Consider the following 23,187-nt stretch of genomic DNA (forward strand, 5'->3'; position numbering starts at 1 on the left):
GAACATAGACGCTATGATGGTTCCTGGGCGAGGTCAAGGATAGGAGGGGCGGATGCCGGTGTCCGAACCGCGGACCAGCTATCACCATGGCGATCTACGGGCGGCGCTCATCGCAACCAGCCTGGACCTCACTCGCGCAGGGGGCCCGGACGCACTGCGAGTACGTGAGGTCACTCGCCACATCGGGGTCTCCCCGAACGCCGCCTACCGGCACTTCGCGAACCACCGCGCGTTGCTCGCCGCCGTCGCCGCTGACATTCAGGACCGGATGGCGCAGAGCATGCGGGAGAAGATGACCACCCGAGCGCGGGACGCAGCCGGTCGCGCAGTGTCGGGTCTGCGAGGAGTCGGCCTGGGCTATGTGAGATTCGCTCTCGACGAGCCCGGATGGTTCCAGCTGGCATTTTTTGGCCCTGAAGGTGTCGCGAGGCCCGGCGGAGGGATTCCGCCGCCACTGGTGCTGCTGCACGAGGCGCTCGACGGCTTGGTGGAGGCCGGCGTGCTTGCTCCGGAGCGACGAGCCGGGGCGGAGTGGTCGTGTTGGTCGACCGTGCACGGGTTTGCCGAACTGGCCATCCACGGCCCGCTGCGCGACCAAGCACCTGAGGACGTCCGCAGTCTGGCCGAGCGCGCCGTCGACGACATCATCGTCGGCCTCATCGGCGCGCAATCTTCTGAGCGCTAGGAGCGCGAGGGCCTGAAGCTCTTCTCTTCGGCGTCGTACAGATATAGCCTTTTGGAGGCCCAAAGAAGTAGAGCTGAGACAGTCACGCGTCTGTAGTCTGACCGCCTCCGGCGTGCCCGTCCACTGTGATGGCGGACGAGCGCTCATGGCCGAACGGGAGCAGCGCTGGCCCCTTGCGTTGAACTGGGGAATCGCGGCGTGGGGGCTGCGTGTGCGGACGTTTTAGGTACCCCCGCAAGCGGTGCGGGGCCTTGGTGGCCAGGGAGCGATTCACGAATCGCTCGGGCTATTTGTGCCCTGTGTGCCAGCGGGGTGTTCACGAGCGGCGGGTATTGGCTGGTCCAGGTGGTTCGGTGGAGGTGCCGGGCTCAGATGCGTCTCTTCGCGCCAACGATCTTCTTGATCGTTGGCGTCAGGCGACCTGTTCATGTGAATCGCCGTCCAGTGAAGCGAGCCATCCTGCGATCAGCTCAATGTCCACCTTCCACACGGCACGAGTTTGGACCATGCAAGGTCTATTGGTCATGAGCAGATCGGCGTTCACGTTCGCGCCCGTGACCGGGTCGCCTGGGCGACGTCGACGGAGACAGACCCGCCGGGGGCGTAGAAAGAAGAGGGGACGCAGAACAGCCGTGATCGGCGACGGTTATTCAGGCGGCGCGGTGGTGCTCTCGCGGACGATGACGCGTCCCGAGACACGCACATGGGAGGCGTCCGCTGCTTCGTCGGCCCCCATCCTGCCCAGCAGCAACTGTGCAGCGATCATGCCCACCTCACGAACCGGTTGTTCGAAAGTCGTCAACGGTGGATCGGAGACCAGGAACCACTCCGGGTCTCCAAAGCACACCAGGGAGATGTCTTCGGGAATGCTCACTCCCATTTCCCGTGTTCGATGGAGCACTCCCAGAGCGATTTCACTGCCCGCGGCGAAGATCGCGGTGGGCCGCTCGCCGGCCGTCCACAGGTCATCGAAGGCCTGTGCTCCCCACGAGCGGGAGTGGGTCCCAAAGAGGACGCGTGTGGGGCCGGCAAATGCATCGGAAGAGTCATACGCGTCGCGGACCCCCAACATGCGGTCCTGAGTGGTGCTGAAGTTCTTGTCTCCGATGAGAACGGCAATTCGGCGATGCCCGAGGTTGAGCAGGTGTGAGATGAGTTCGCGTGCCCCGTAGGCCTCATCACTTTGGACAATATCGGCGCGAGCAGATTTCGTATGACGATTCATCTGTACTGCGGGGACACCGCGAATGTGGTCTTGCCATCGTCGCGCGGTTGGAACGATGACGAGCCCGTCGATTCTTTCCGACTCAAGACGTGCCAGAGCCTCTCGCTCCCGATCGACCGAATTTCCCGTTACGGCGAGCCTTATGCCGTACCCCTGTGCTTCGAACTGGTCCTGGAGGATGGCAGTGCACTTGGCATAGAAGGTGTTGAGCATGTCTGGAAGCACGACGCCGACCGTTCGACTGGATCTGCTGCGCAAAGCCCGAGCGGCATTGTTGGGTCGGTACCCGAGTCGTTGCGCAGTGGCCACGATCTGCTCGCGGACTTCAGGGCGAATGCTCGTGCTGCCATTGAGCGCCCTGGAGACTGTCGAGATCGCCACTCCGCATTCGCGGGCGATCTGCTTCATCGATGCAACCATTGTGCAAACGTTAGCGCAAAAAAAGTTCGTTGACACCCCTATCTCCTGAAACCAAACATTGAATATGGAAAAACGATTGCACTGTGTTGCATCGAAACCGCCCTCAACGTCGAAGGCAAATGAAGGAGGAACCCATGAAGGTTCGCAGGAGTCCGCACGGGGAAGCCCCACCAGGAAAGAAAGCGTGGTGGGCTGGGTTGCCCGCACAGGTAGTCCTCGCCATGATCCTGGGAGTCGCCGTCGGGATTCTGTTCCCGACGTTCGCGAAGAACATGAAAGTCCTCGGCGACATCTTCCTCGACTTGCTGAAGATGGGCATTGCCCCGCTCGTCTTCTTCACCATCGTGCAGGGAATCGCCAAGGCAGGGGACCTCAAACAGGCGAGTAGGATCGGCCTGTTCGCGCTCATCTACTTCGAGGTCATCTCGACAGTGGGTCTCGGAATCGGCCTCGGCTTCGCAAACATATTTCCCATCGGGCAGCATGCGAACGGGCTGGCTGATTCCGTTCCCGCCTCCGATGTTCCCGAGGCCGACGGCCCCCACGGATTCAGCGACTTCGTGGCGAGCATCGTTCCCGACAGCTTCGTCGGCGCCTTCACGACCGGCCAGCTCCTCTCAGTAGTCATCGTGGCGGTCTTCTTCGGCATCGCCGTCCTCACCCTTCCTACCAAGACCCAAACCACCCTCAACTCCGGAATCGACACCATCTCCGGGGTATTCTTCGCGCTCATCAACGTCATTATGAGGCTGGCTCCCATCGGCGCCTTTGGCTCGCTTGCCTACGCCATTGGGGCCTCGGGGACGGATCTTTTGGTCTCCCTGGCGGCCTTGGTCGGGCAGTATTGGCTGCTCAGCGCCGTGTTCTTCATCTTGATTTTCGGCGGCGTGCTCGCCATTGCGGGTGTCAGCCTCTGGAAAATCGTGCGCTACCTCCGCCTGGAAATCGGTCTGACGCTGAGCACGGGCTCATCCGAGGCGGCGCTGCCCGGGATCCTCGAGAAGCTGCCGCGGCTCGGCGTCGACAAGCAGGTTGTCGGGCTTGTCGTGCCGACCGGATTCGCATTCAACCTCGACGGCACATCGCTGTACATGTCCGTATGTACCCTCTTCCTGGCCCACGCCTACGGTGTGCCCATGGGCCTGACCGACCAGTTGGCTCTCGTCGCCATCATGATGGTCACCTCAAAAGGGGCAGCCACGGTCAATGGCGGTACCTTCGTCGTATTCGCAGCAACCGTCACTGCGACTGGCATGCTGCCGACCTCGGGGCTTCCGATCCTTTTCGGCATCTATCAGTTCATGTCACGCGCTACCGCCACCGTGAACACGTTCGGCAACGTCGTCGCGACGGTAGCGGTGGCGAGGGCAACGGGACAGATCGATCGTCAGCAGATGAACGCCGGACTCAACGCGAAACCTCACGTCGAAGCAGCTCGCTCCACCGGTTCGACCACCGCGGGGTGCGACCTGATTCCACAGAATGACTTCGAAACCAGGCAATCGCAGACTTCTGACTCGGCATCGGGAACCTGCCCCTGATCGTGCCCCACTAGCTCTCATATTTGGTATCCGACTCACAGAGGAAAACATGACAAGCGCATTCGACTCACAACTGTTCAAGAACGTCTTCGGGACCCCGGATATGCGGAAGATCTTCGGTGATACGGGATATCTCGAGCGTGTGGTCGCGACCGAGACGGCCCTGGCCCGGGCGCAGGCTCAGGTGGGGCTCATCCCCGTAGATGCTGCTGCCGCCATTACCGATCGAGCTGACGCATCGCAGATTGATCTCGAGCGTCTGCGGATAAGCACGGAGAACGTCGGGTATCCGATCCTCGACATCGTCGAACAGATCTCTGCGCAGGTCGGTGAGATGGGCGGGTTCGTGCACTGGGGAGCGACCACCCAGGACATCATGGACACCGCCACTGTGCTCCAGATCAAGGACGGGATCGACCTCATTTCGTACCAGCTCGATCAGGTGAGGGACGTGTTGCGCCGGCAGGCGGCAGAGCACGCGGAAACCGTGACGGCCGGTCGAACCCATCTGCAGCACGCTCTTCCCGTGACCTTCGGGTATCGCTGTGCCGTCTGGCTATCGGCCCTCGACCGCCATGCCGAGCGCTTGCAACAGGTCCGTCAGCGAGCACTCAAGGTTCAGTTCGGTGGAGCGGCCGGGACCCTGGCTTCTTTGGGAGACCGTGGCCTCGACGTTCGACAGGCATTGGCCAGCGAGTTGGGGTTGGGAGAACCGGAGATTACCTGGCACGTTGCCAGAGATGGGTTCGTCGAAGTGGTCGGATTGCTCGCTATGATCGGGGGGTCCTTGGGCAAAGCGGCCTATGACGTGACGATGATGGCTTCGAGCGAGTTCGCCGAAGTGGCAGAACCGTTTGTCGAAGGCCGTGGCGCGAGCTCGACCATGCCTCAGAAACGCAATCCCGTCTCCAGCGAGATCATGCTCGCTGCCGCAAAGCTCCTCCGTGATCGCCACAGCAGCATGCTTGATGCCATGCTCCAGGACTTCGAACGTGCCACGGGGCCATGGCATGTCGAATGGGTTGCTCTGCCCGAAGCCTTCCTCCTGGCAGGATCAGCCTTGAGCCAAGCGTTCGTTGCTTTCGACGGCCTTGTTGTCGACGCCGACCGAATGCGGAAGAACCTCGACGCGACTGGGGGTCTCATTGTTGCCGAGAGGGTAATGATGGAACTCGCCGAGCACGTGGGTCGCCAAGAGTCTCATCACATCGTCTACGCCGCGAGCCAACGAGCCATCGAAGAGGGAAAACGACTCGCGGAAGTTCTCGTCGATGAGCCCCGAGTGTCGGAGGTTTTTGATGCCCAGGAAGTCGACCAGCTGACGGACCCCGCCAGCTACCTTGGAACCGCACGGACGATGATTGACCGCGTCGTCACTCCGTCAGCTGACCACTCGTAAGGATTTATTGACGTTTTACGGCGATTTCGGATCCGTGGCCGCCTCCATACGGCCACGGATCCAGGCCATGAGGGCAGGATCGGCGCGCTCCGGAGCAATTGAGTATGCACCACACGGTTGTTCGGACCGGTACCTGTGGCATCATTCCGATAAGCCGATCTAGTACTGAAACGTCCAGCTTCAGTCACCCATTAATCTCCCGGACGTTCCGATGCGATACCGAACAACAATTCCCTTACGGGTGATCAGGGCGCGGACTAGCATTATCAGAAGATCTCGGACGAACAAGCGGAGAGAAAACGGCCCATGGCACTCAACGATCAGCCCGGCTATGTCATCAGGATGCGAGCGAAGTCCGGGAGGGGTGATCGCCTGTTCGAGCTCGCGACCGAGGGCACGTTCAAGTTCGGTGCCTCCGACCGGTTCATCACGTCGCGCGTGGATGTGCACCCGCACGCGGTGATTCCGGAGCTGCCCGGCGACTCGGCCTGACCCAGTCGTGGACCGGCGTGCCCTCTTTGGGCACCGCCGATCGTTCGGTGGGGGAATTCAGTCGAGATCCAAGTGGCTCAGCACGTCGGAAATCTTCGCGCGCTGGCTGGCCGAAAGTGGTTGCAGAGGATCGGGCAGACAGTTGTCGGGCGCCAGGCCCAGATGCTCGGCTATCGCCGCCACCACGCGCAGGCTCCCTCCGAATTCGGCGAACAGATCCCACAGTGGGGCCAGTCGCTCCGACTTGGCGACGGCGTCGGCCGGCCTGCCCTGCTGCACGGCGCGGGTGATGGCGAGCGCGGGTTCGGGCAGCGTCCCGGCGATGACCGAATACCAGGCGTCGCATCCCGCCGCGAGACCGGCCGCACCATACGCATCTCCCGAGACGCCAATGGTCACGTGCTCGGGTACGGCCGCTCGGATGGCTGCGACGTGAGCACGTGCGGCGTCCGGATCGGTGGGAACGCCCGGGATCTTGATCGAGCAGATCCCCGGCAGCTCGGCGATGCGGGCGTAGAGCTCATGGGTGAACGAGAAGTGCGTGGTCCCGGGATTGTCATAGACGATCACAGGAAGATCGGTGTGCTGGGTGACCGCACGATAGAGCTCGACGACGTCGTCGTGCGTCAGAGGCTGATAGGTCATGGGGGCCAGGAGCAGCCCCGAGGCGCCGGCGGCCTGCGCGGCCTCGGCGTTGGCCACAACGTGCGACGTCCGCAGCGCGCCGATGCCGACGACCACGGGTGTCTCCCCGGCGTGCTCGACAGCGATGCGTGCAACGTGGGCACGTTCTTCCGTGGTGAGGTAAGCGTACGAACCCGTCGAACCCAAGGCGGTGATCGAATCGACGCCCGTGGAGGACAAACGTTCCACAAGTCCGGCGAATGAACGATCGTCCACCGCATCATCCCGGAGCGGGGTCAGCGGAAAAGCGCTCAATCCGGTGAATCCAGTCATGACCACTTCCTGTTCCTGTTCATGCCCCTTGCGATCCGGTGGACCACATCGAGTGATTCCTCATCGCCCCCGAAGCGGCGTGCGGACGCCGTCTCAGACGAGCGGGCGCAACGACGCGGTGTTCTCGCTGCTGCGCGGGCGATAGTACCGACGCAGGCTCTCCATGCCCTCGTCGATCGAAACCTCGGGCTTCCAGTCGAGCAATTCGTGCGTCTCGCGCTGATCGAACCAGTGGGAGGTCGACAATTGCTCGGCCAGGAACCGAGTCATGGGAGGTTCGTCCGCACCCGGTCGCCGAGCCCAGATCTTCTCCACCACACTGCCTGCCAGCTTGGCCACGGACGCGGGGACCGTGCGTTGGGGCGGCTGGACTCCGGCGGCCTCGCACATCATCGTCATGAGTTCCCCGACGGTCCGCGGCTCACCGTTGCTGATGACCAGGGGTTTCCCGTGCACGGTCTCGAGGCGTTCGAAATCACGGAGCACGGCCTCGGCTGCATTGTCGACGTACGTCGAATCGATCAGTGCCGCCCCGGCGTCGAGCAGGGGAATCCCTCCGCGTGAGGCGCGTTCGATGACACGCTCAACGAGCTGGGTATCGCCGGGTCCCCAGACCAGATGCGGACGGACGACGCCCACCAGGAGGTCTTGCGAATCGTAGTCGAGGGCCAGCCGCTCCGCGTATGCCTTGGACCGGGCATAATTGCCGCGCGCATTGTCGGGATCGGCCGGTTGGTTTCCCTGCCCCATGAATGCGGAGCCCGCGTGGGACACGGACGGCGAGGAGACCTGGACGAACCGGCCGATGCCCTCCGCCCGGGCCCCCTCGAGCAGAATGCGGGTACCCGTCACGTTGGTCTCGACATATTCTTCCCAAGGGCCCGTGACGGAAACCTTCGCCGCCAAGTGCACGACGGCGTCGGCACCGTCGAGGGCGCGGGACACGTGATCGGGATGGGTGATGGATCCACGATGCTGCTCGAATCGTTCGAGCCCCTTGGGCTGCAGGGATTCCCTCACCGCGACGGCGTCCCTGCGCTGGAAGCACCGCACGGTGTACCCGGCCCGGATGAGCTTGAGGGCCACGCGCGACCCGAGGAGGCCGCTCGCACCCGTCACGACGACGGTCCGGTCCTTGGAGTTTTCCAAGGAGCTGTCTGGCAGAATCGCCCGCCGCCCGCTCGGATCGGGAGCCGTCCATGCTGCGGTCTTGCTCATGGTTTCCTGACCTTTCCGCCGGAGAGAACCGAATCCGCCCACGCTGCGAGGCGCGGCCTGTCGATCTTCGAATTGTGCCTGATGTCGGTCGGATGCTCGCGAACCTGCAGAATGGCCGCGACCCGGACCCCCGTGGCCGACTCGACGACCGAGCGCACGGCCCGAGCGAGCGCCTGGGGCGCGGGGCCGTCCTTGATCGCCCGAGAACCGTTCCGGGCCGGCGCCGACTCGCGTTCGACCACGACCACCGGGACCTGGGCCCCCCATGGTCCGACTCCGACGACGGCGGCCCGGCGAACCCCGGAAATCTTTTCGGCGGCCGTTTCCCCGGCCACCGGAGTGAGCAATCCGCTCTCTGTCGAGATGAGGTGCGACAGGCGTCCCTCGACCCAGAGACGGCCCGTCGCGTCGAAATGCCCGACGTCGCCCGTCCTGTGCCACCCGGGGATCGAGGCGGAAGTCCGCTCGGTCCACCAGAGGCGGTCATAATGATCCTTCGCGTGGGGTGCGGCGGCGATGATCTCACCGGTGATTCCCGGCGTGTGTGTCGGCTCGCCCGTGGCCGCACCGGCGTCGTCGAGCGGCACCACCTGGACGCGCGCGCCGTACACCGGGGTGCCGACGCACACCCCTGCTCCTGCGCCTTCGACGCCGTCCTGAGGGTCGGCATCGCGTTCCGCCTCGCGGATCTGATCCAGGTTCACATCGGTCAGGGGGAGGCATTCGGTCATGCCATAGGGGGTGTGCAGTTTGGCGTGGGGACAGATCTCCTCCATGCCCTCGAGGAGGGGGACCGTGATCGGCGCCCCGGCGGAGAGCAGCCGTTCCACGCCCTGCATCGCCGCCTGCTCGTCCTCGTTCATGTCCTCGCGTGTCTCCACGACATTCATGAGCGCCGCCGGGCTGGCGAAGACCACGGTCGCGGAAATGGCCCGGACGGCTTGGGCCAGGGCTTTCGCGGTCAGGGTCTTGGGCTGGGTCACGTCCATGTCGGGGGTGACCGATGTCGCCCCCAGAGCGGGCCCGAGCAGCGCGAAGGGTGCGAAACCGGCCACGAGGCCGGCCCCTTCTCCGAGACCGTAGGTGTTCTGGATCGCGTCACGCATCGACGAGAGCTGACGGTGCGTGTATGCGACTCCCTTGGCCGGGCCGGTCGATCCGGAGGTGTACAGGATCGCGGCGACGTTGTCGGGCTGAGGTGCGTTCCACGGCGTCGTCGGTTGGGCCGCGGAGACCTCGTGCGACTCGATGCCCGTTTCCGCGCCCAGGAGGCGCAGGGTCGACGAATGCGCGGTCCCCGCGAGAACCCGACGCCCGGGCCACCCCGCCGTCTTCGCGGCCAGCAGAGCCTGGGGGATGCCCACCAGGAACTCCGGCGACGCGCCACGGAGGGCTCTGGTGAGCCCCTTGATTCCGAGCCCGGTGTCGGCGACCACGATGACGGCCCCGATCTTGAGGCACGCATAGATCAGCGTGGTGAGCCGTGATCCCGGAGGAACCATGAGATTGACCCGCGTGCCTGCCTGGACACCCAGATCCCTGAGAACCTCCGCGGTACGGTCGACCTGTTCGGCCAGTTCGCGCCAGGACAGTTGGCGGCGGATCGTGGCCTGCCGAGTCCGGGACCGACGCTCCGAGTCGCCGGACCTGTCCTTGAGCCCGCGGCCGGCGGGACCCATATCGACGACGGCCAGCGAGTCGTCGTCGCGGCGTTCCTCCAGCTCGGAGACCATGGGCCTGTAATCCAGGGCCAGGGGAGAGGCCTTCCGGTCCTTCTCGCGGACGACCCGGTGACGTTCCACGACGTCGGGAGCCCCCAGATACGCCTCGTCCAACCAGGTGAACAGGACCGTGGAAATGTCCTCTTCCTCGGCGACCAGGTGCCCTGCCTTGTCGAACCGGTGGAGGGTGGCCTCCGGGTTGCGAGCGAGGATGTCGTCCAGATAGCGCTGTTTGAACACCGGATCGCCGGGCCCCCAGAGGACGAGGCAGGGGAGGTCGTCGTCGGCGACGGCTTGCGCAATACGTTGCATCGCGGCGTAGGAACGGTGTCCCTCGTCCACGGGAATGTCCGCGACGAAGTTCTGGATCCCTTCCCTGGCCGCGGGGCTCGTGTAGGGGGACCGGAAGGTCTTCCTGACCTCGGGATCCCAGGTTCCCTTGTGCAGGGAAAGTGTCACGTCGAGGAACGCCGTCGTGGACCGTGTGCCCTTGCCGTGCACGGCCGGGTGCAGAGCCAGACGCAGGGCTCCCGGGATCTCTTCGCCCTGCGCGTGGTGGAGAGCGGTGTTGGTGAAGATACGACCGCGGTGCAGGTCGGGGTGTTTCATTCCCCAACCCTGGGAGATCAGGCCACCCCAATCGTGGCTCAGCGTCACGACGCCTTCAGGGCCCGCGGCGTCGTCGAGGCCCAGGGCTCGCGTGAAGTCCCCGAGGTCCCGGACGCGGTCCTCGAGGCTGCGCTCGAGGCCCGTACGCTCGGAATACCCCATGTCGAGCTGGTCCACTGCGACCACTCGCCAGGGCTGGATTCCCGAGCTCGCACCGGCGGCGACGACGTCCCTCCACAGGTAGGACCATGTCGGATTGCCGTGCACGCAAAGAATCGTGCCCACGGGGTCGAGCCCCTGGCGTTCGAGTTCGGGCCCGTTGTCCAGGAAATGCCAGGTACGCAGCGACCCGGAATCCACGGGGGCGGTCGATTCGACGTCGATCACCCTGCTGGCGTCCCTGGCCACTCCAGGCCAACGCTTGAGCGGGATCGGCCCAGGTCGTGGTGTGGGGCGAGTTGTCCGGTTCGCGGTGGCCATGAATACCTCTTTACGTGCTGTGGTCCTGTTGCTACCAGTCGATTTCCATGAGGGCGGTGTTCAGACCCGACCCGACACCCATGCACAGGACGCGCTGCCCCGGTTTCAGGCGTTCTGCCTCGAGTGCGAGCGTCATGGGCAGCGCAGCCGCTGCAACATTTCCCCAATAAGGGAAGGTCACGGGAATCCTGTCACGCTCGATACCGACGGCGTCGATGATCGCGTTGGTGTGGGAGGTCGAAATCTGGTGCGTGACATAGGAATCCATGTCCGTCCAGTCCCAACCGTCCTCGTGAGCCTGGTCCCACGCGTCCGTGACGAGTTCGAGACCGTACTTCAGCAGGCCGGTGGCGTCCGTGCTCATTCCCTGGCCGGCTTCGCCGCCGATGCAGAGGTCCTTGTGCTCCGTCCCGGCGCGGGAGATCGAGCCGAGGATGCGGTGGCCTTCCGGGTGGCGATCCGATCGCCCGACGACGGCGGCAGCGGCCCCCGACCCCAGGGTCAGCGTCGCGAACTGTGCGAGGACGTCGTCACGGGTCGATGCGGACTGGTTGAGCATGTTCAAGGCCGTCTCGTGCCACGGCGAGGGGTCCTCCCCGCACACGATCAGCGCGTAGTCGATCGCACCGGCGTCGATCATGGAGGAGGCGACCGTCAGACCGTTGACGAACCCGAGGCACGCGTTGGTCATGTCGAAATTCAGCGCGTGACGGGGCAGGCCGATCTCGTGGTGCACCCCGACGGCGACGGCCGGCTCGAAGTTGTCGCGGGTCACCGACGTGTTGATGAACAGACCGATGTCCTCCGCGGAGATCCCGGCTTCCTCCAGGGCCGCACGCCCTGCTTGGGCCGCTCCGTGTTCGAAGGAGCTGTCTGCAGACCACGAGCGCCGCTCGCTGATGCCTGCCAGACGTTCCAGAAGACCCTTAGGCATCCTGAGGCGTTTGTACGTGTCAGCCAGCTGTTCGTCGAAGTATGAAGAAGGCAGTACCTCTTCGGCCTCCACCTTCGTCACTGAAAGTAGTGCGGAATTGCGATGGTGGATAGACGAGTTAGCGGTCAATTAAACGAGCCTTCATCCGTGAGTCTGTGGGTCTGTGTCGAGAACACCGAGGGCGGCACTCGAGGTACTACTCTACAACCAGGATTCTGCCTGTCCTGCGATTTCACCCTTGACAGAAAAGTTCCCGGGGTGGGATCGCGCACGGCCGTCCTGTCAGGGTGGTCCCTGCAGGTCGCGATACAGTGGGCCGTTGTGGCTCAGATGGCGAGACCACGCGGACCTCGGTCGCACCGACAGGAAAAGAGGCGATGTGCACCTCAAGACGTTGACGGTCAAGGGATTCAAGTCCTTTGCATCAGCCACTTCCTTCGAGTTCGAGCCCGGGGTCACCGCCGTCGTCGGGCCCAACGGCTCGGGCAAGTCGAACGTCGTCGACGCCCTCTCCTGGGTCATGGGAGAACAGGGCGCGAAGTCCTTGCGCGGCGGAAAGATGGAGGACGTGATCTTCGCGGGCACGTCCGGTCGTGCACCCCTGGGGCGCGCGCACGTATCGCTGACGATCGACAATTCCGACGGCGCCCTCCCGATCGAGTACTCCGAAGTCACGATCTCCAGGACACTGTTCCGCACGGGCGGGTCCGAGTACGCGATCAACGGCAATTCCTGCCGTCTGCTGGACATCCAGGAGCTGCTTTCCGACTCCGGGCTCGGGCGGGAAATGCACGTCATCGTGGGGCAGGGGCAACTGGACCGCATCCTGCATGCCACTCCGGAAGAACGGCGCGGTTTCATCGAAGAAGCCTCTGGCGTGCTCAAGCACCGGCGCCGCAAGGAGAAGACCCTCCGCAAACTGGCCTCCATGGAAACCAATGTGTCCCGCCTGGAAGACCTCACGGGAGAAATCGGTCGTCAGCTGACACCCCTGGGGCGGCAGGCCAAGGTCGCACGCCGGGCCCAGAGGATTCAGCACGACGTCCGAGACGCTCGGGCCAGGCTCTTTGCCGACGACTGGATCCAGGCCTCGACCGCGTTGGATTCGGACGCCGACGAACTCCAGAGGCTCCGCGACCAACTGGCGGAGCGCGAGCGGGCCCACGACGAGATCACCCGCGTCATCACCGAGCTCGAGGCCGAAGCATCGACGCTGAGCCCCCTAGTCACCCGGGCCCGCGACACCTGGTACTCGTTGTCCCAGACGCGCGAGAGGTTCGAGTCCCTGACCCAGCTGGCCCAGGAACGGCTCCGGACCCAGTCGACGCCGGTGGGCCGGGCACACCTGCGCGACCCGGAGAAACTGCAGGAAAACGCGGACCGCATTGCCCGGGACCTCGAGTCCACCGAGGCCTCCGTGGAAAGAGCCCGCGAAGACCACGAGTCCTCGGGCACGACCAGAGCGCAGAAGGAAGAGGCGGCGTCCGAGGCTGAAGAGCACCACGCCAACCTTCTCGCCGCAGCCGCCGAACGGCGCGAGAACATCGCCTCACTCCGCGGGGCCATGGCCACGGCCCGGTCCGAACACGAAACCCTCGTGGCCCGCCGCGAGGAACAGGAACGCGAAGTCGAGGCCGTCGACCGGCGACTCGAGGAATACCGCGGTCAGTTGGCCCAGCAGACCGAGGCGTCCGGACCGACCGAGGAGGACACCACGGCTGCCTCCGAGGCCTCCGAGGCCGCACATGCCCAGACCGAGACGACTCAGGCCGCCCTCGACCATGCTGCGTCCCGGTTGAACACCGTGAGACGAGACCACGACGCCGCCAGGGCACGAGTCGAAGCGCTCGAGGAATCCCTTCCCGCGGCCGACGCGACGGAGGCGATCATGGATCGCTTCCGCGACCACGTGTCCAGGGTCCGGGAGCGCCTGACCGTGGACCCGGAACACGCCGCCGCCGTCTCGACGGCGATGGGCACGGTCGCGGACGGCCTTGCTCTCTCCGAGGGCGCCGACTTCGAGGCGGTTCTGGAGGAAGCACGCACTTCGGACCTCGGCGTCGTCAGCCTCCTGCTCGAAGCGGAGAAGACACATACGGCGGCGGGCACCGACCCCGAGCCTTCTGACAGTGCCTTCGGCACATACCTCGAGGAACTCGCCTCGAACGGCACGGACGTCGTCTGGGCCCCTCGAACCATCACGGGCGGGGCCTCCGCGCGAGAGGTCCAGGCGCTCCTGAGCCGGTGCGCCGTGGTTCCCGACGCCGCATCGGCCGCCAGACTGCGCTCGCGTCTGCTTGCCGACGCCGACGCGCCCGAAGTCCCCGCGGCCTGGAAGATCGTGGCAGCCGACGGAACCGTCCTCGAGGAACACCAGGCTCGGGGCGGAAGCTCCGGCGGCACGTCCGGCCTGGAAATCAGCGCACGGATCGAGCTGGCCAGGGCCAGGGTCGAAGAGCTCGGTCAAGAATTCAGCGCCGCGGAGAAAGCGCACGAGCAGGCCTCCGAAGAACATCGCACGGCCCGCGAGAAGGCCCGCACCGCCCGCGAGGAGTTCGCACGGATCAGCCGGGAATCGACCGCGAGCGCCGCGGCACTTTCCCGGGCCAGAACGCTGGTGTCCTCGACCGAGGAAGAGGCCGAGCAGGCGCGGGGGCGTCTGGAGGAGCTGAAACGGCAGGAGCCCGACGCCGCCGACAAGCTCAAACAGGCGGTCGGTGCGGTCTCTGCCGCCCTGGAGCTCCAGGACCAGGACGGCGGCGAGGCGCTGGAACGAGCCGAGCGCATTCGCGACGAAGCGGTCGAGGAAGCAAAGGCGGCTCGCACACGAGAGACCGAAGCCTTGCTGAGCCTTCGTGGCGTCGAGGGAGAGATCGATCAACTGCGGCAGAGGCACGACGCCGCCTTGCGGACGGTGGCCTCGGAGCGGGCCGCCCACGCCGAGGTCGAACGGCAGGAAACGCGACGAAAGGCCCAGTACTCGGCCACCAGCAGGGTTTTGTCACTGATCGGCAAGGTCAGCGAGCGCATTGACGCATCCTCCGACCTGGCCAGGGTCGAACGAGAGAGCATGCAGACCAGGCGTGCCGGCGTCGAGACCCGACTGGCGGAGGCCCGCGAGAAGGAGAAGAAGCTCCGCGAAGAGCTGGACTCGACTCGGTCCAAGGCCCATTCGGGTGAGCTCGAACGGGCCACGAGGGAGGCAAAGCTCGAATCCCTGCGCGAGACGATTCTCGAGGAACTGAGCCTCACCGCCGAGACCCTGGTTGCCGACTACGGCCCGCACTTGCCCATCCCTGTCCTCGACGAATCGGGCGAAGTGGTCGGGGAGGAGCCCTTCGTCCGCGCAACGCAGGAGAAACGACTGGGCACGGCGCGCAAGGAATTGAAGTCGCTCGGCAAAGTCAATCCGCTGGCCCTCGAAGAATTCGCAGCCCTCGAGGAACGACACACCTACCTCGTCCAGCAACTCGAGGACCTCAAGGCCTCGAGGGCGGATTTGGAAGAACTCATCCGCGATCTCGATGACCACGTCCGAGACGTGTTCACCCAGGCGTTCCACGACACCCAGGAGCAGTTCGTCCAAGTATTCTCGACCCTGTTCCCGGGCGGCGAGGGCAAGCTCGTCCTCACGGACCCGAACGACATGCTGTCCACCGGAATCGAAGTCCACGCCAAACCCGCGGGCAAGAAGGTCAAGAGGCTGTCGTTGCTCTCGGGCGGCGAAAGGTCGCTGACCGCCATTGCCATGCTCGTGGCGATCTTCAAGGCCAGGCCTTCGCCCTTCTACGTCATGGACGAAGTCGAGGCGGCGCTCGACGACAGGAACCTGGGCCGGTTGCTGACGATTCTGCGCGAGCTGCAGACCAGCTCGCAGCTGATCATCATCACGCACCAGAAAAGAACCATGGAGATCGCGGACGCGCTCTACGGCGTCTCGATGCGGGGCGACGGCATCACCCAGGTCATCTCGCAGAAGCTCGCCGACCTGCGCTGAGCTGAATCCTCAGTCCGACGTCGGAAAAGAGGCCTTGGGAGTCAGCAGGAAAACGACCCCGGCGACCGCCAGGAGACCTCCCGAAATCAGGAACGCGACTCCGAAGCCCGTGACATCGACGACCGTGCCCAGCACGATCGGCGCCACGATCTGACCGACGTCGGCACACGCCTGGTAGGCCGACATCACGTTCCCACCCGACCGGCGGGAACCGACGACGTCGGTCAGGGTCGCCTGCATCGACGGCGTGTAGAGCCCCGTGCTGAGTCCGGCCAGGAGACAGAGGCCCCAGAACGCCCACGGTCCCGGTGAGTACCCGACGAGGCCGGTCAGCACCGCCGACAGGCCGAGACCCGCGACCAGCAACGGCTTGCGTCCCCACCTGTCGGACAGCCCTCCGAACACCATCTGCGACACCGCCGACCCGCCGGCAAAAATACCCAGTGCGATCCCCGCAATGCTCGAACCGGACCCGAAGCCTTGCTCCGGTGCGCCGACGGAAACCGCCAGCGCCGCAGCCAAGAGCGGAATCAACGCGACTCGGGCCCCGAGGTTCGCCCAACCGTGGACGAAACTCGTGAGCAGGAGCGAACGGTAGCTCCCGACGCCGAGGGCCTGCGAGAACTTCATCGGCAGAAGCACGGACCCCGTGCTCGTGATCGGCGGGGCGGGACGAAGCTTCCAGGCGGCGACAACAATCGCCAGGAGAAGGGCAACCGCGTAGACCACGAACGGCGCTCGCAACCCCCACGCGGCCGTGAGACTCCCGATCACCGGTCCCATGATGCTTCCCAGCATGAAGGAGGTCGCGTAGTAGCCAGAGACCTTGGCCCGGATCGTCGGCGGCGCCAGCCTGGCAATGAGACCCATGGCGGACACGGAGAACATGACCGAACCGACCCCACCCAGGCCGCGCAGGACGACCAGGAGACCGTAGTCCGGGGCGAAGGCCGTCGCCGCGGAGGACGCCGCGACAACGCCCAAGCCCGTCAGGTAGGTTCGGCGTTCGCCGATGCGCGACATGATGGGTCCGGCCACCGGAGCCCATGCGACTCGCATCAAGGCGAAGGCTGACATGACGGCCCCGGCCGCGGCCGCACCGACGCCGAAGGACGTCGCGAACTGCGGCAGGACGGGGGCGACGACGCCGTAACCGGCGGCGATCACGAATGCGGCCACCACCAGGACCCTGAGGTCAGCGGGTACGCGCTGACGCCCCGGGGTATCCTTGCTCGGCCGCGGGTTTCCCTCCGATGCGCGGTGGCCGTCGGGGGCATTGTTCTCAGGGGGTGGGGCACTCACCAGAGGCACCTTACTCGCGGCGCACATTTCGGGCGACAGATGAACCGTCCACAGGGCGCTGCTGGGAGCCGAACAGGTATGGCAAGCTGGAAATGTGAATGACACACTCATCCTGATTCTGTACATCCTGGCCGGCGTCGTGGTTCTCGGCGGCCTGGCCTTCGTGTTCCTCAAAGGCCCCAAGGCTCCCAAGGGCGGTTATCCCGAGACGCGGGACGAGGACGACACGGCTCCTCCCGTGGGAGAGAAGGCTGAACCGGGGTACGAAACTCCCGCTCCCGTGGCGGGACGGCTGCAGAGACTCCGCGCCCGTCTCGCCAGGTCCAATTCGATGCTCGGCAAGGGCCTCCTGGCATTGCTCTCGAGCGAGAAGATCGATCAGGACGTCTGGGACGAGATCGAGGAGACCCTGCTGATGGCGGACCTCGGGTCCGAGCCGTCGCAGCGTTTGGTCGATGCGCTCCAGACCCGTGTGCGCGTCGAGGGCACCGATGACCCGGTGCGCGTCAAAACGATGTTGCGTGAGGAACTGCTCAAAATCGTCGATCCGACCATGGACCGTGAGCTCGGCCTGGACGGGGAAGGCGAGAATCCCGGCGTCGTACTGGTCGTCGGGGTCAACGGCGTGGGAAAGACCACCACGGTCGGCAAGCTCGCGCGAGTAATGGTCGCAGAGGACAAAACGTTGCTGTTGGGCGCGGCCGATACCTTCCGCGCCGCCGCGGCGGATCAGCTCGAAACCTGGGGCGGACGGGTCGGCGTGGACACCATTCGTTCCGAACAGGAAGGCGCCGATCCGGCGTCGGTGGCCTATGAGTCTGCGGCCGAAGCGAAGAAGCGCGGGGTCGACACCCTGATGGTGGACACCGCGGGCCGCCTGCAGAACAAGGCGGGGCTGATGGACCAGCTCGGCAAGGTCAAGCGCGTCGTCGAGAAAGTGTCGCCGGTCACCGAGGTCCTCCTGGTCATCGACGCGACGACGGGCCAGAACGGCATGGTCCAGGCCAAGGTTTTCGCCGAGGTCGTGGACATCACCGGGATCGTGCTGACCAAGCTGGACGGCACGGCCAAGGGCGGCATCGTGGTCGCGATCCAGAACGAGCTCGGGGTGCCGGTCAAGCTCGTCGGGCTGGGAGAGGGGCCGGACGATCTGGCCCCCTTCGATCCCGAAGGCTTCGTGGACGCCCTCATCGACTGAACGAACGTGTCTCCTGCGCGCCACGTTCGGCGCGCACCCGGCCCGGCCGATCCGCATCTGTGCGGAATCGGCCGGGCCGTTCTCGTGTCCCGGGGCGGCCCGCGCTGTTACCTCCGGGAAACATGGGCGACAAGACGTAACACGGTGGCAATCCGATCGGAGGCCGGGCGAAACATCGCCGACGCAGACTGAACCCGTATTCCTCCGGGCACGACCCCGGAGAAAGCGCACCGTGAAAGGGAATCGGTCATGAACCAATTGTCCGCAACCGACGTATGGACCGTCGTCGCCGCCGCGCTCGTTCTGCTGATGACGCCGGGACTCGCCTTCTTCTACGGCGGCATGACCAGGGTGACCGCGGCCCTGAACATGATGATGATGAGCTTTGTGTCCATTGGCCTGGTGGGCGTTGTCTGGGTTCTGTGGGGATCCTCGATGTCGGCAGAACCCGGCTGGGTTCCCGGAATCGTCGGAAGCCCGTGGCGGGACTTCGGACTCGGTGAATCATCGGCCAGCGGTGACCTCTTGGCCGCCGGGTTCTCCGGGACCTTTGCGATCATTACCGTCGCCCTGGTCTCGGGCGCGATCGCGGACCGGACCAAATTCGGTTCCTGGTGCGTCTTCGTTCCCGTGTGGATCACCTTCGTCTATGCGCCCCTGGCCTTCATGGTGTGGACGGATGGCGGCCTCTTTGCCGCGGATGGCTGGATCGGCAAGGCCCTCGGCGAAACCATCGACTTCGCCGGAGGACTCGTGGTCCACGTCAACGCGGGCGTCGCCGGGCTCGTGCTGTGCCTGGTGCTCGGGGTGCGTCGCGGGTTCGGCAAGGATGCGGACCACAGGCCGCACAACTTGCCTTTCGTGATGCTGGGGGCCGCACTGCTGTGGTTCGGCTGGTTCGGTTTCAACGCCGGAGCGGCCGCCGATGCCGAGGAAGCGGGCCTGATCTGGATCAACACTCTGGTCTGCCCCGCCGCGGGCATGCTCGGCTGGCTTCTGGTGGAGCGGTTGAGGGACGGACACCCGACGTCGTTGGGATCTGCATCGGGCATCGTCGCGGGCCTGGTGGCCATTACGCCGGCCTGCGCGAACGTGGACCCCGGGTGGTCGATCGTGCTCGGCCTGGTCTCGGGTGCGGCATGCTGCCTTGCCGTCGGGCTCAAATACCGGTTCGGGTACGACGATTCCCTCGACGTCGTGGGCCTGCACCTCGTAGCCGGCGTGATCGGTACGGTGGCGCTGGGATTCATCGCGACGGACGACAACGGTCGTGCCGGCCTGTTCTACGGGGGCGGGGTGGGGTTGCTCGTCGCCCAAGTCGTTGCCACGATCCTGACGGCTGTCTTCACCGCGGTCGTGACCTTCGTCATCGCCATTGCCGTGAAGAAGACGATCGGATTCCGGGTCACGCCGGAGGTCGAGGAGCGAGGAATAGACGCGGTGTCCCACGCGGAGAGCGCCTACGCGTTCCTGTCCGGCGCGTCCGCCTATCCGGGGGACCGGGACCGGGCCGCCGTCGCAGAGCATCGCGTCTCCGACGGAGAGCAGGGAAAACACACGGCGTCGTAGGTCGCCGGCGGTGCGGTCGAGGACGAGTTCGCGCTGTGGAAAAGCTGCCGTCAGTGGGGAGTCGGCGGTGCTAGTCTTGGAGTCCGAGCGACCAACCGTGGCCGGCGGTGCTCCAGGCGCGTCCGGCCCGGAAAGCACAGTACCGATACGACTGCATCGAAAGTAGACCACGTCACGTGTTCAATTCTCTGTCCGACCGCCTAGCATCGACCTTCAAGAACCTGCGCGGCAAGGGCCGCCTGTCCGAGGCCGACGTCGACGCCACCGTCCGCGAGATCCGACGCGCCCTTCTGGATGCCGACGTCGCAGTTCCCGTGGTTCGCGAATTCACGGCATCGATCAAGGAACGCGCAACCGGCAGCGAGGTCTCCGAGGCCCTCAACCCGGCCCAGCAGGTCGTCAAGATCGTCAACGAGGAGCTGCAGGGCATCCTCGGTGGCGAGACCCGACGCATCAACATGGCCAAAACCGGGCCGACCATCATCATGCTGGCCGGTCTGCAGGGTTCGGGCAAGACGACCTTCGCGGGCAAGCTGGGCAAGTGGCTGGCCGCACAGGGACACAAGCCGATCCTCGTCGCTTCGGACCTGCAGCGCCCGAATGCCGTGACCCAGTTGCAGGTGGTGGGGGAGCGAGCCGGCGTCCCGGTCTTCGCCCCGCACCCCGGCACGACCAGCGAGTTCGACGATCCGACCGGGGACCCCGTCCAGGTTGCCCGAGACGGTGTTGCTACCGCACGTGCCAAGCTGCACGACGTCGTCATCGTCGACACCGCGGGTCGACTGGGCGTGGACCAGGAGCTCATGAAGCAGGCGCGCGACATCCGCGATGCCATCGTGCCGAACGAGGTCCTGTTCGTCATCGACGCCATGATCGGTCAGGACGCGGTCAACACGGCCCTTGCATTCAACGAGGGCGTGGACTTCACCGGCGTCGTCCTCTCCAAGCTGGACGGCGACGCCCGAGGAGGTGCCGCGCTCTCCGTGGCCTCCGTGACGGGCAAGCCCATCATGTTCGCCTCGACGGGCGAGAACGTCTCCGACATTGAGCAATTCCATCCGGACCGCATGGCCAGCCGCATCCTGGACATGGGCGATGTGCTGACCCTGATCGAACAGGCGGAGGCCAGCTGGGACAAAGCCGAAGCCGATCGGATGGCCAAGAAGTTCCAGGATCGTGAGGACTTCACCTTCGAGGACTTCCTGTCCCAGATGCAGCAGATCCGCAAAATGGGGTCGATGAAGAAGATGCTGATGATGATGCCCGGTGCGGCTCAGATGCGTCAGCAGCTCGAGAACTTCGACGACCGCGAGATCGACAGGGTCGAGGCGATCGTCCGCTCGATGACCCCTCACGAGCGGGTCGCTCCCAAGATCATCAACGGGTCCCGCCGTGCGCGCATTGCCAAGGGCTCGGGCGTCACGGTGTCTGAGGTCAACCAGCTCATGGAGCGGTTCGGTCAGGCGCAGAAGATGATGAAGAAGATGGCCTCCGGTCAGGGCGGTGGCATGCCCGGAATGCCCGGCGGAATGCCCGGGATGGGAAGCGCCGGCGGGGGAAAGAAGAACCGCAAGGGTGCCAAGGGCAAGAACGCCAAGAAGGTCCGGTCGGGCAACCCTGCCAAGCGCGAGGCGGAGCTCAAGGGTCAGGCGCAGAAGCCCAAACAGACGGACGGTTCGAGCTTCGGCAAGCAGCAGGACTTCGACATGGACTCGATGAACCTGCCGAAGGGCTTTGAGAAATTCCTCGGGGACAAGTAGACCTGGGTCCATGGCTAATACTTACTTGTCCGAAGAGGATTTCAGAGCTTTCGTCAATTCGTTGCCGCGACGCCGCATGGCCGCCGGAGCACTGATCACGGACGAGTCCGACCGGCTGCTGGTCGTCAAGCCGAACTACAAGGACGGCTGGGCTCTGCCGGGCGGGACGGTCGAAGCCGGCGAAGCGCCGCAGGACGGGTGCTTCCGGGAGGTCCTCGAAGAGGTCGGCCTGGACCTTCCGCGCGGTCGCATGCTCTTGGTCTTCCATGGCCTGAACATGGGGGACTGGGGAGACTCCGCCTATTTCATCTACGATGGCGGCACGATCCCGGCAGACACGAGGATCACGTTGCAGGAAGAGGAACTGACCGATTACGAATTCGTCGAGCTGAATCAGCTGGACGACTACCTCGGTTCCGGATTCTCCGACAGGCTCAGGCAAGCCCACGGGGTCAGGGGAACGGACGCGGTCGTCGAACTCAGCTCCGGCCAATGGAATTGATGTGCCCCGAAGACCCGGGAACCGGTCTCTGACGAGTACCGTGAAAGGAACCGACGCACGAAAGGACAGGCAGACAGTGACCGACGACCGTCGCACCCCCAGGACACCCGACCAGGGCGGTATCACCTGGCAGTGGGTCCCCGTGCGTTTGGACCTCCACCGACGGCTCACCGAGACCCCGGAGGGCGGAGTCGTCGTCACGAGCGCAGGAGCCGAAGCCGAACGGGAACGGATCCTCAAGCTCATCAGGGAGCAGTCGGTCCCGGCCCTGTACACGACGGGTGACCACAACCTGCGACTGATGGTTCCGGTGCACATTCAGGGAGAGGTCACCCACGTGGCCCGCGCGGACGCTTCGGGCGAACTGAGCCTGGGCGGAGAACTCGGCGAATTCATGGAAACCATCCTTGCGTTCCCCGGCCTCGAGTACGCCTCGTGGCAGACGGGCGACGGACTGAGCCACGCACCCAGCGCGGTCGCGATGTTCGAAGGGTCGGCGCGCTCGGTGCGCCACGCCCTCGGATCCGTGCGGCCGCAGGGGTGGTTCGAAATGACCCCTTCGGGCGACCGGTGGATCGTGGTGACCGGCGAGTTCTACGAAGACCTGCTGGCTTTGGTGGACGAGCTGCCTCGACGCGCCGTCGTCCTGGACACGGACGGCGAACATCGGGCCGCGACCTTCTGTCCTTCGGTGGGTGAGCCGGTGTCCCTCGCGTGGGGTCCGGTGCGCGGTGCGGTGGCAACGTATCCTTCGGACTCGCCCGCAGGTGCCCTCCAGTCCGAAATCGCGGGTCAGGAAGAGGCCGAAGTGCGCGAGGCGGCCCGCACCAGGGCGGTCGAGAATCTGACGGAGGCCTTCGGACTCGACGACGTGGGTGCCCGACGTCTCGAAAAGTATGCCGCCGACGACAACGGCCGGTACGCACCCGAATCCGTGTTGCAATTGCTCGGTCTGTCGGACTTGCCCGCGAAGGTCATCGACGGGCGCAAGTCCCTGTCGGATCAGCCCGGTTACGAGAAGTTCGACCCCTCGGCCGAATCCGAGGACGCACCGGATCCGGTGTCCGACCTCCACGCCTCCGTCCGTCTCTCGGAGACGGTCCGGCGCGGGGGATGGGCCCTGGCCACCGCGGCCGGAGTCGGGCTCGGGGCGTGGATCCTGCGCCGAAAGAGATAGG

At 65.1% G+C, this 23,187-nt stretch carries 16 protein-coding genes; 10 read left to right on the top strand and 6 right to left on the bottom strand.

Going from position 1 to position 23,187, the window contains the following annotated elements; all coding sequences use genetic code 11:
• Positions 1 to 52 precede the first annotated feature (52 nt).
• Positions 53 to 685: a TetR/AcrR family transcriptional regulator gene (locus ACTSLZ_RS07320; RefSeq protein WP_443094592.1), complete on the top strand. Its 633-nt coding sequence runs from the start codon at positions 53 to 55 to the stop codon at positions 683 to 685.
• Positions 686 to 1,331: 646 nt separating this feature from the next.
• Here the strand turns inward: ACTSLZ_RS07320 and ACTSLZ_RS07325 are convergent.
• Positions 1,332 to 2,318: a LacI family DNA-binding transcriptional regulator gene (locus ACTSLZ_RS07325; RefSeq protein ID WP_443094593.1), complete on the bottom strand. Its 987-nt coding sequence runs from the start codon at positions 2,316 to 2,318 to the stop codon at positions 1,332 to 1,334.
• A gap of 146 nt (positions 2,319 to 2,464) precedes the next feature.
• Between ACTSLZ_RS07325 and ACTSLZ_RS07330 the strand changes: the two genes are divergently transcribed.
• The 3 genes from ACTSLZ_RS07330 (at position 2,465) to ACTSLZ_RS07340 (ending at position 5,762) form a co-directional block, all read left to right on the top strand.
• Entirely contained in the window at positions 2,465 to 3,871 is a 1,407-nt protein-coding gene (locus ACTSLZ_RS07330) for a cation:dicarboxylate symporter family transporter (RefSeq protein WP_443094594.1), read from the top strand.
• 49 nt (positions 3,872 to 3,920) lie between these two features.
• Positions 3,921 to 5,270, top strand: a complete 1,350-nt coding sequence (locus tag ACTSLZ_RS07335) for a class-II fumarase/aspartase family protein (protein WP_443094595.1) — start codon at positions 3,921 to 3,923, stop codon at positions 5,268 to 5,270.
• Between the two features lie 306 nt (positions 5,271 to 5,576).
• On the top strand, positions 5,577 to 5,762 hold the full coding sequence (locus tag ACTSLZ_RS07340; protein WP_443094596.1) for a hypothetical protein: 186 nt from the start codon (positions 5,577 to 5,579) through the stop codon (positions 5,760 to 5,762).
• A gap of 57 nt (positions 5,763 to 5,819) precedes the next feature.
• Here the strand turns inward: ACTSLZ_RS07340 and ACTSLZ_RS07345 are convergent, their stop codons facing one another.
• The 4 genes from ACTSLZ_RS07345 to ACTSLZ_RS07360 all read right to left on the bottom strand — a co-directional run bounded on the left by ACTSLZ_RS07345 (position 5,820) and on the right by ACTSLZ_RS07360 (position 11,810).
• Entirely contained in the window at positions 5,820 to 6,719 is a 900-nt protein-coding gene (locus ACTSLZ_RS07345) for a dihydrodipicolinate synthase family protein (protein WP_443094597.1), read from the bottom strand.
• Positions 6,720 to 6,812: 93 nt separating this feature from the next.
• Positions 6,813 to 7,937 (bottom strand): NAD-dependent epimerase/dehydratase family protein, encoded by a 1,125-nt coding sequence (locus tag ACTSLZ_RS07350; protein WP_129314226.1) that lies wholly within the window; start codon positions 7,935 to 7,937, stop codon positions 6,813 to 6,815.
• The gene (locus tag ACTSLZ_RS07355; RefSeq protein ID WP_443094598.1) at positions 7,934 to 10,747 is read right to left on the bottom strand and encodes an alpha/beta fold hydrolase; all 2,814 of its coding nucleotides are present in this window, start codon (positions 10,745 to 10,747) and stop codon (positions 7,934 to 7,936) included. The genes ACTSLZ_RS07350 and ACTSLZ_RS07355 overlap by 4 nt, the downstream gene beginning before the upstream one ends.
• A gap of 31 nt (positions 10,748 to 10,778) precedes the next feature.
• Complete coding sequence (locus ACTSLZ_RS07360) at positions 10,779 to 11,810, bottom strand: 3-oxoacyl-ACP synthase III (RefSeq protein WP_443094599.1); 1,032 nt, start codon at positions 11,808 to 11,810, stop codon at positions 10,779 to 10,781.
• A gap of 250 nt (positions 11,811 to 12,060) precedes the next feature.
• Between ACTSLZ_RS07360 and smc the strand changes: the two genes are divergently transcribed.
• Positions 12,061 to 15,678, top strand: coding sequence for a chromosome segregation protein SMC (gene smc / locus ACTSLZ_RS07365; RefSeq protein WP_443094600.1), 3,618 nt, complete (start codon positions 12,061 to 12,063; stop codon positions 15,676 to 15,678).
• Between the two features lie 9 nt (positions 15,679 to 15,687).
• On the opposite strand, the gene ACTSLZ_RS07370 is transcribed toward smc, so the two are convergent.
• On the bottom strand, positions 15,688 to 16,980 hold the full coding sequence (locus ACTSLZ_RS07370) for an MFS transporter (protein ID WP_443094601.1): 1,293 nt from the start codon (positions 16,978 to 16,980) through the stop codon (positions 15,688 to 15,690).
• 94 nt (positions 16,981 to 17,074) lie between these two features.
• Here ACTSLZ_RS07370 and ftsY point away from each other — a divergent pair, with 94 nt between their 5' ends.
• From ftsY to ACTSLZ_RS07395, 5 genes are all read left to right on the top strand, one after another.
• Positions 17,075 to 18,178: a signal recognition particle-docking protein FtsY gene (gene ftsY / locus ACTSLZ_RS07375; RefSeq protein WP_443094602.1), complete on the top strand. Its 1,104-nt coding sequence runs from the start codon at positions 17,075 to 17,077 to the stop codon at positions 18,176 to 18,178.
• 249 nt (positions 18,179 to 18,427) lie between these two features.
• Positions 18,428 to 19,747, top strand: a complete 1,320-nt coding sequence (locus ACTSLZ_RS07380; protein WP_443094603.1) for an ammonium transporter — start codon at positions 18,428 to 18,430, stop codon at positions 19,745 to 19,747.
• Between the two features lie 176 nt (positions 19,748 to 19,923).
• Positions 19,924 to 21,507, top strand: a complete 1,584-nt coding sequence (gene ffh / locus ACTSLZ_RS07385; RefSeq protein ID WP_443094604.1) for a signal recognition particle protein — start codon at positions 19,924 to 19,926, stop codon at positions 21,505 to 21,507.
• 10 nt (positions 21,508 to 21,517) lie between these two features.
• Positions 21,518 to 22,009, top strand: a complete 492-nt coding sequence (locus tag ACTSLZ_RS07390) for an NUDIX domain-containing protein (protein ID WP_436594209.1) — start codon at positions 21,518 to 21,520, stop codon at positions 22,007 to 22,009.
• Between the two features lie 76 nt (positions 22,010 to 22,085).
• Positions 22,086 to 23,186 (top strand): hypothetical protein, encoded by a 1,101-nt coding sequence (locus tag ACTSLZ_RS07395; RefSeq protein ID WP_443094605.1) that lies wholly within the window; start codon positions 22,086 to 22,088, stop codon positions 23,184 to 23,186.
• Position 23,187 lies beyond the last annotated feature (1 nt).

This window comes from Rothia koreensis (genome assembly GCF_052232265.1).
Classification (GTDB): domain Bacteria; phylum Actinomycetota; class Actinomycetes; order Actinomycetales; family Micrococcaceae; genus Rothia; species Rothia koreensis.

What these genes read in the sequence shown, in the direction of transcription:
- ACTSLZ_RS07320 (WP_443094592.1), top strand. Translation starts at nt 53, where the DNA reads ATGCCGGTGTCCGAACCGCGGACCAGCTATCACCATGGCGATCTACGG.
- ACTSLZ_RS07325 (WP_443094593.1), bottom strand. Translation starts at nt 2,318, where the DNA reads ATGAAGCAGATCGCCCGCGAATGCGGAGTGGCGATCTCGACAGTCTCC.
- ACTSLZ_RS07330 (WP_443094594.1), top strand. Translation starts at nt 2,465, where the DNA reads ATGAAGGTTCGCAGGAGTCCGCACGGGGAAGCCCCACCAGGAAAGAAA.
- ACTSLZ_RS07335 (WP_443094595.1), top strand. Translation starts at nt 3,921, where the DNA reads ATGACAAGCGCATTCGACTCACAACTGTTCAAGAACGTCTTCGGGACC.
- ACTSLZ_RS07340 (WP_443094596.1), top strand. Translation starts at nt 5,577, where the DNA reads ATGGCACTCAACGATCAGCCCGGCTATGTCATCAGGATGCGAGCGAAG.
- ACTSLZ_RS07345 (WP_443094597.1), bottom strand. Translation starts at nt 6,719, where the DNA reads ATGACTGGATTCACCGGATTGAGCGCTTTTCCGCTGACCCCGCTCCGG.
- ACTSLZ_RS07350 (WP_129314226.1), bottom strand. Translation starts at nt 7,937, where the DNA reads ATGAGCAAGACCGCAGCATGGACGGCTCCCGATCCGAGCGGGCGGCGG.
- ACTSLZ_RS07355 (WP_443094598.1), bottom strand. Translation starts at nt 10,747, where the DNA reads ATGGCCACCGCGAACCGGACAACTCGCCCCACACCACGACCTGGGCCG.
- ACTSLZ_RS07380 (WP_443094603.1), top strand. Translation starts at nt 18,428, where the DNA reads ATGAACCAATTGTCCGCAACCGACGTATGGACCGTCGTCGCCGCCGCG.
- ACTSLZ_RS07390 (WP_436594209.1), top strand. Translation starts at nt 21,518, where the DNA reads ATGGCTAATACTTACTTGTCCGAAGAGGATTTCAGAGCTTTCGTCAAT.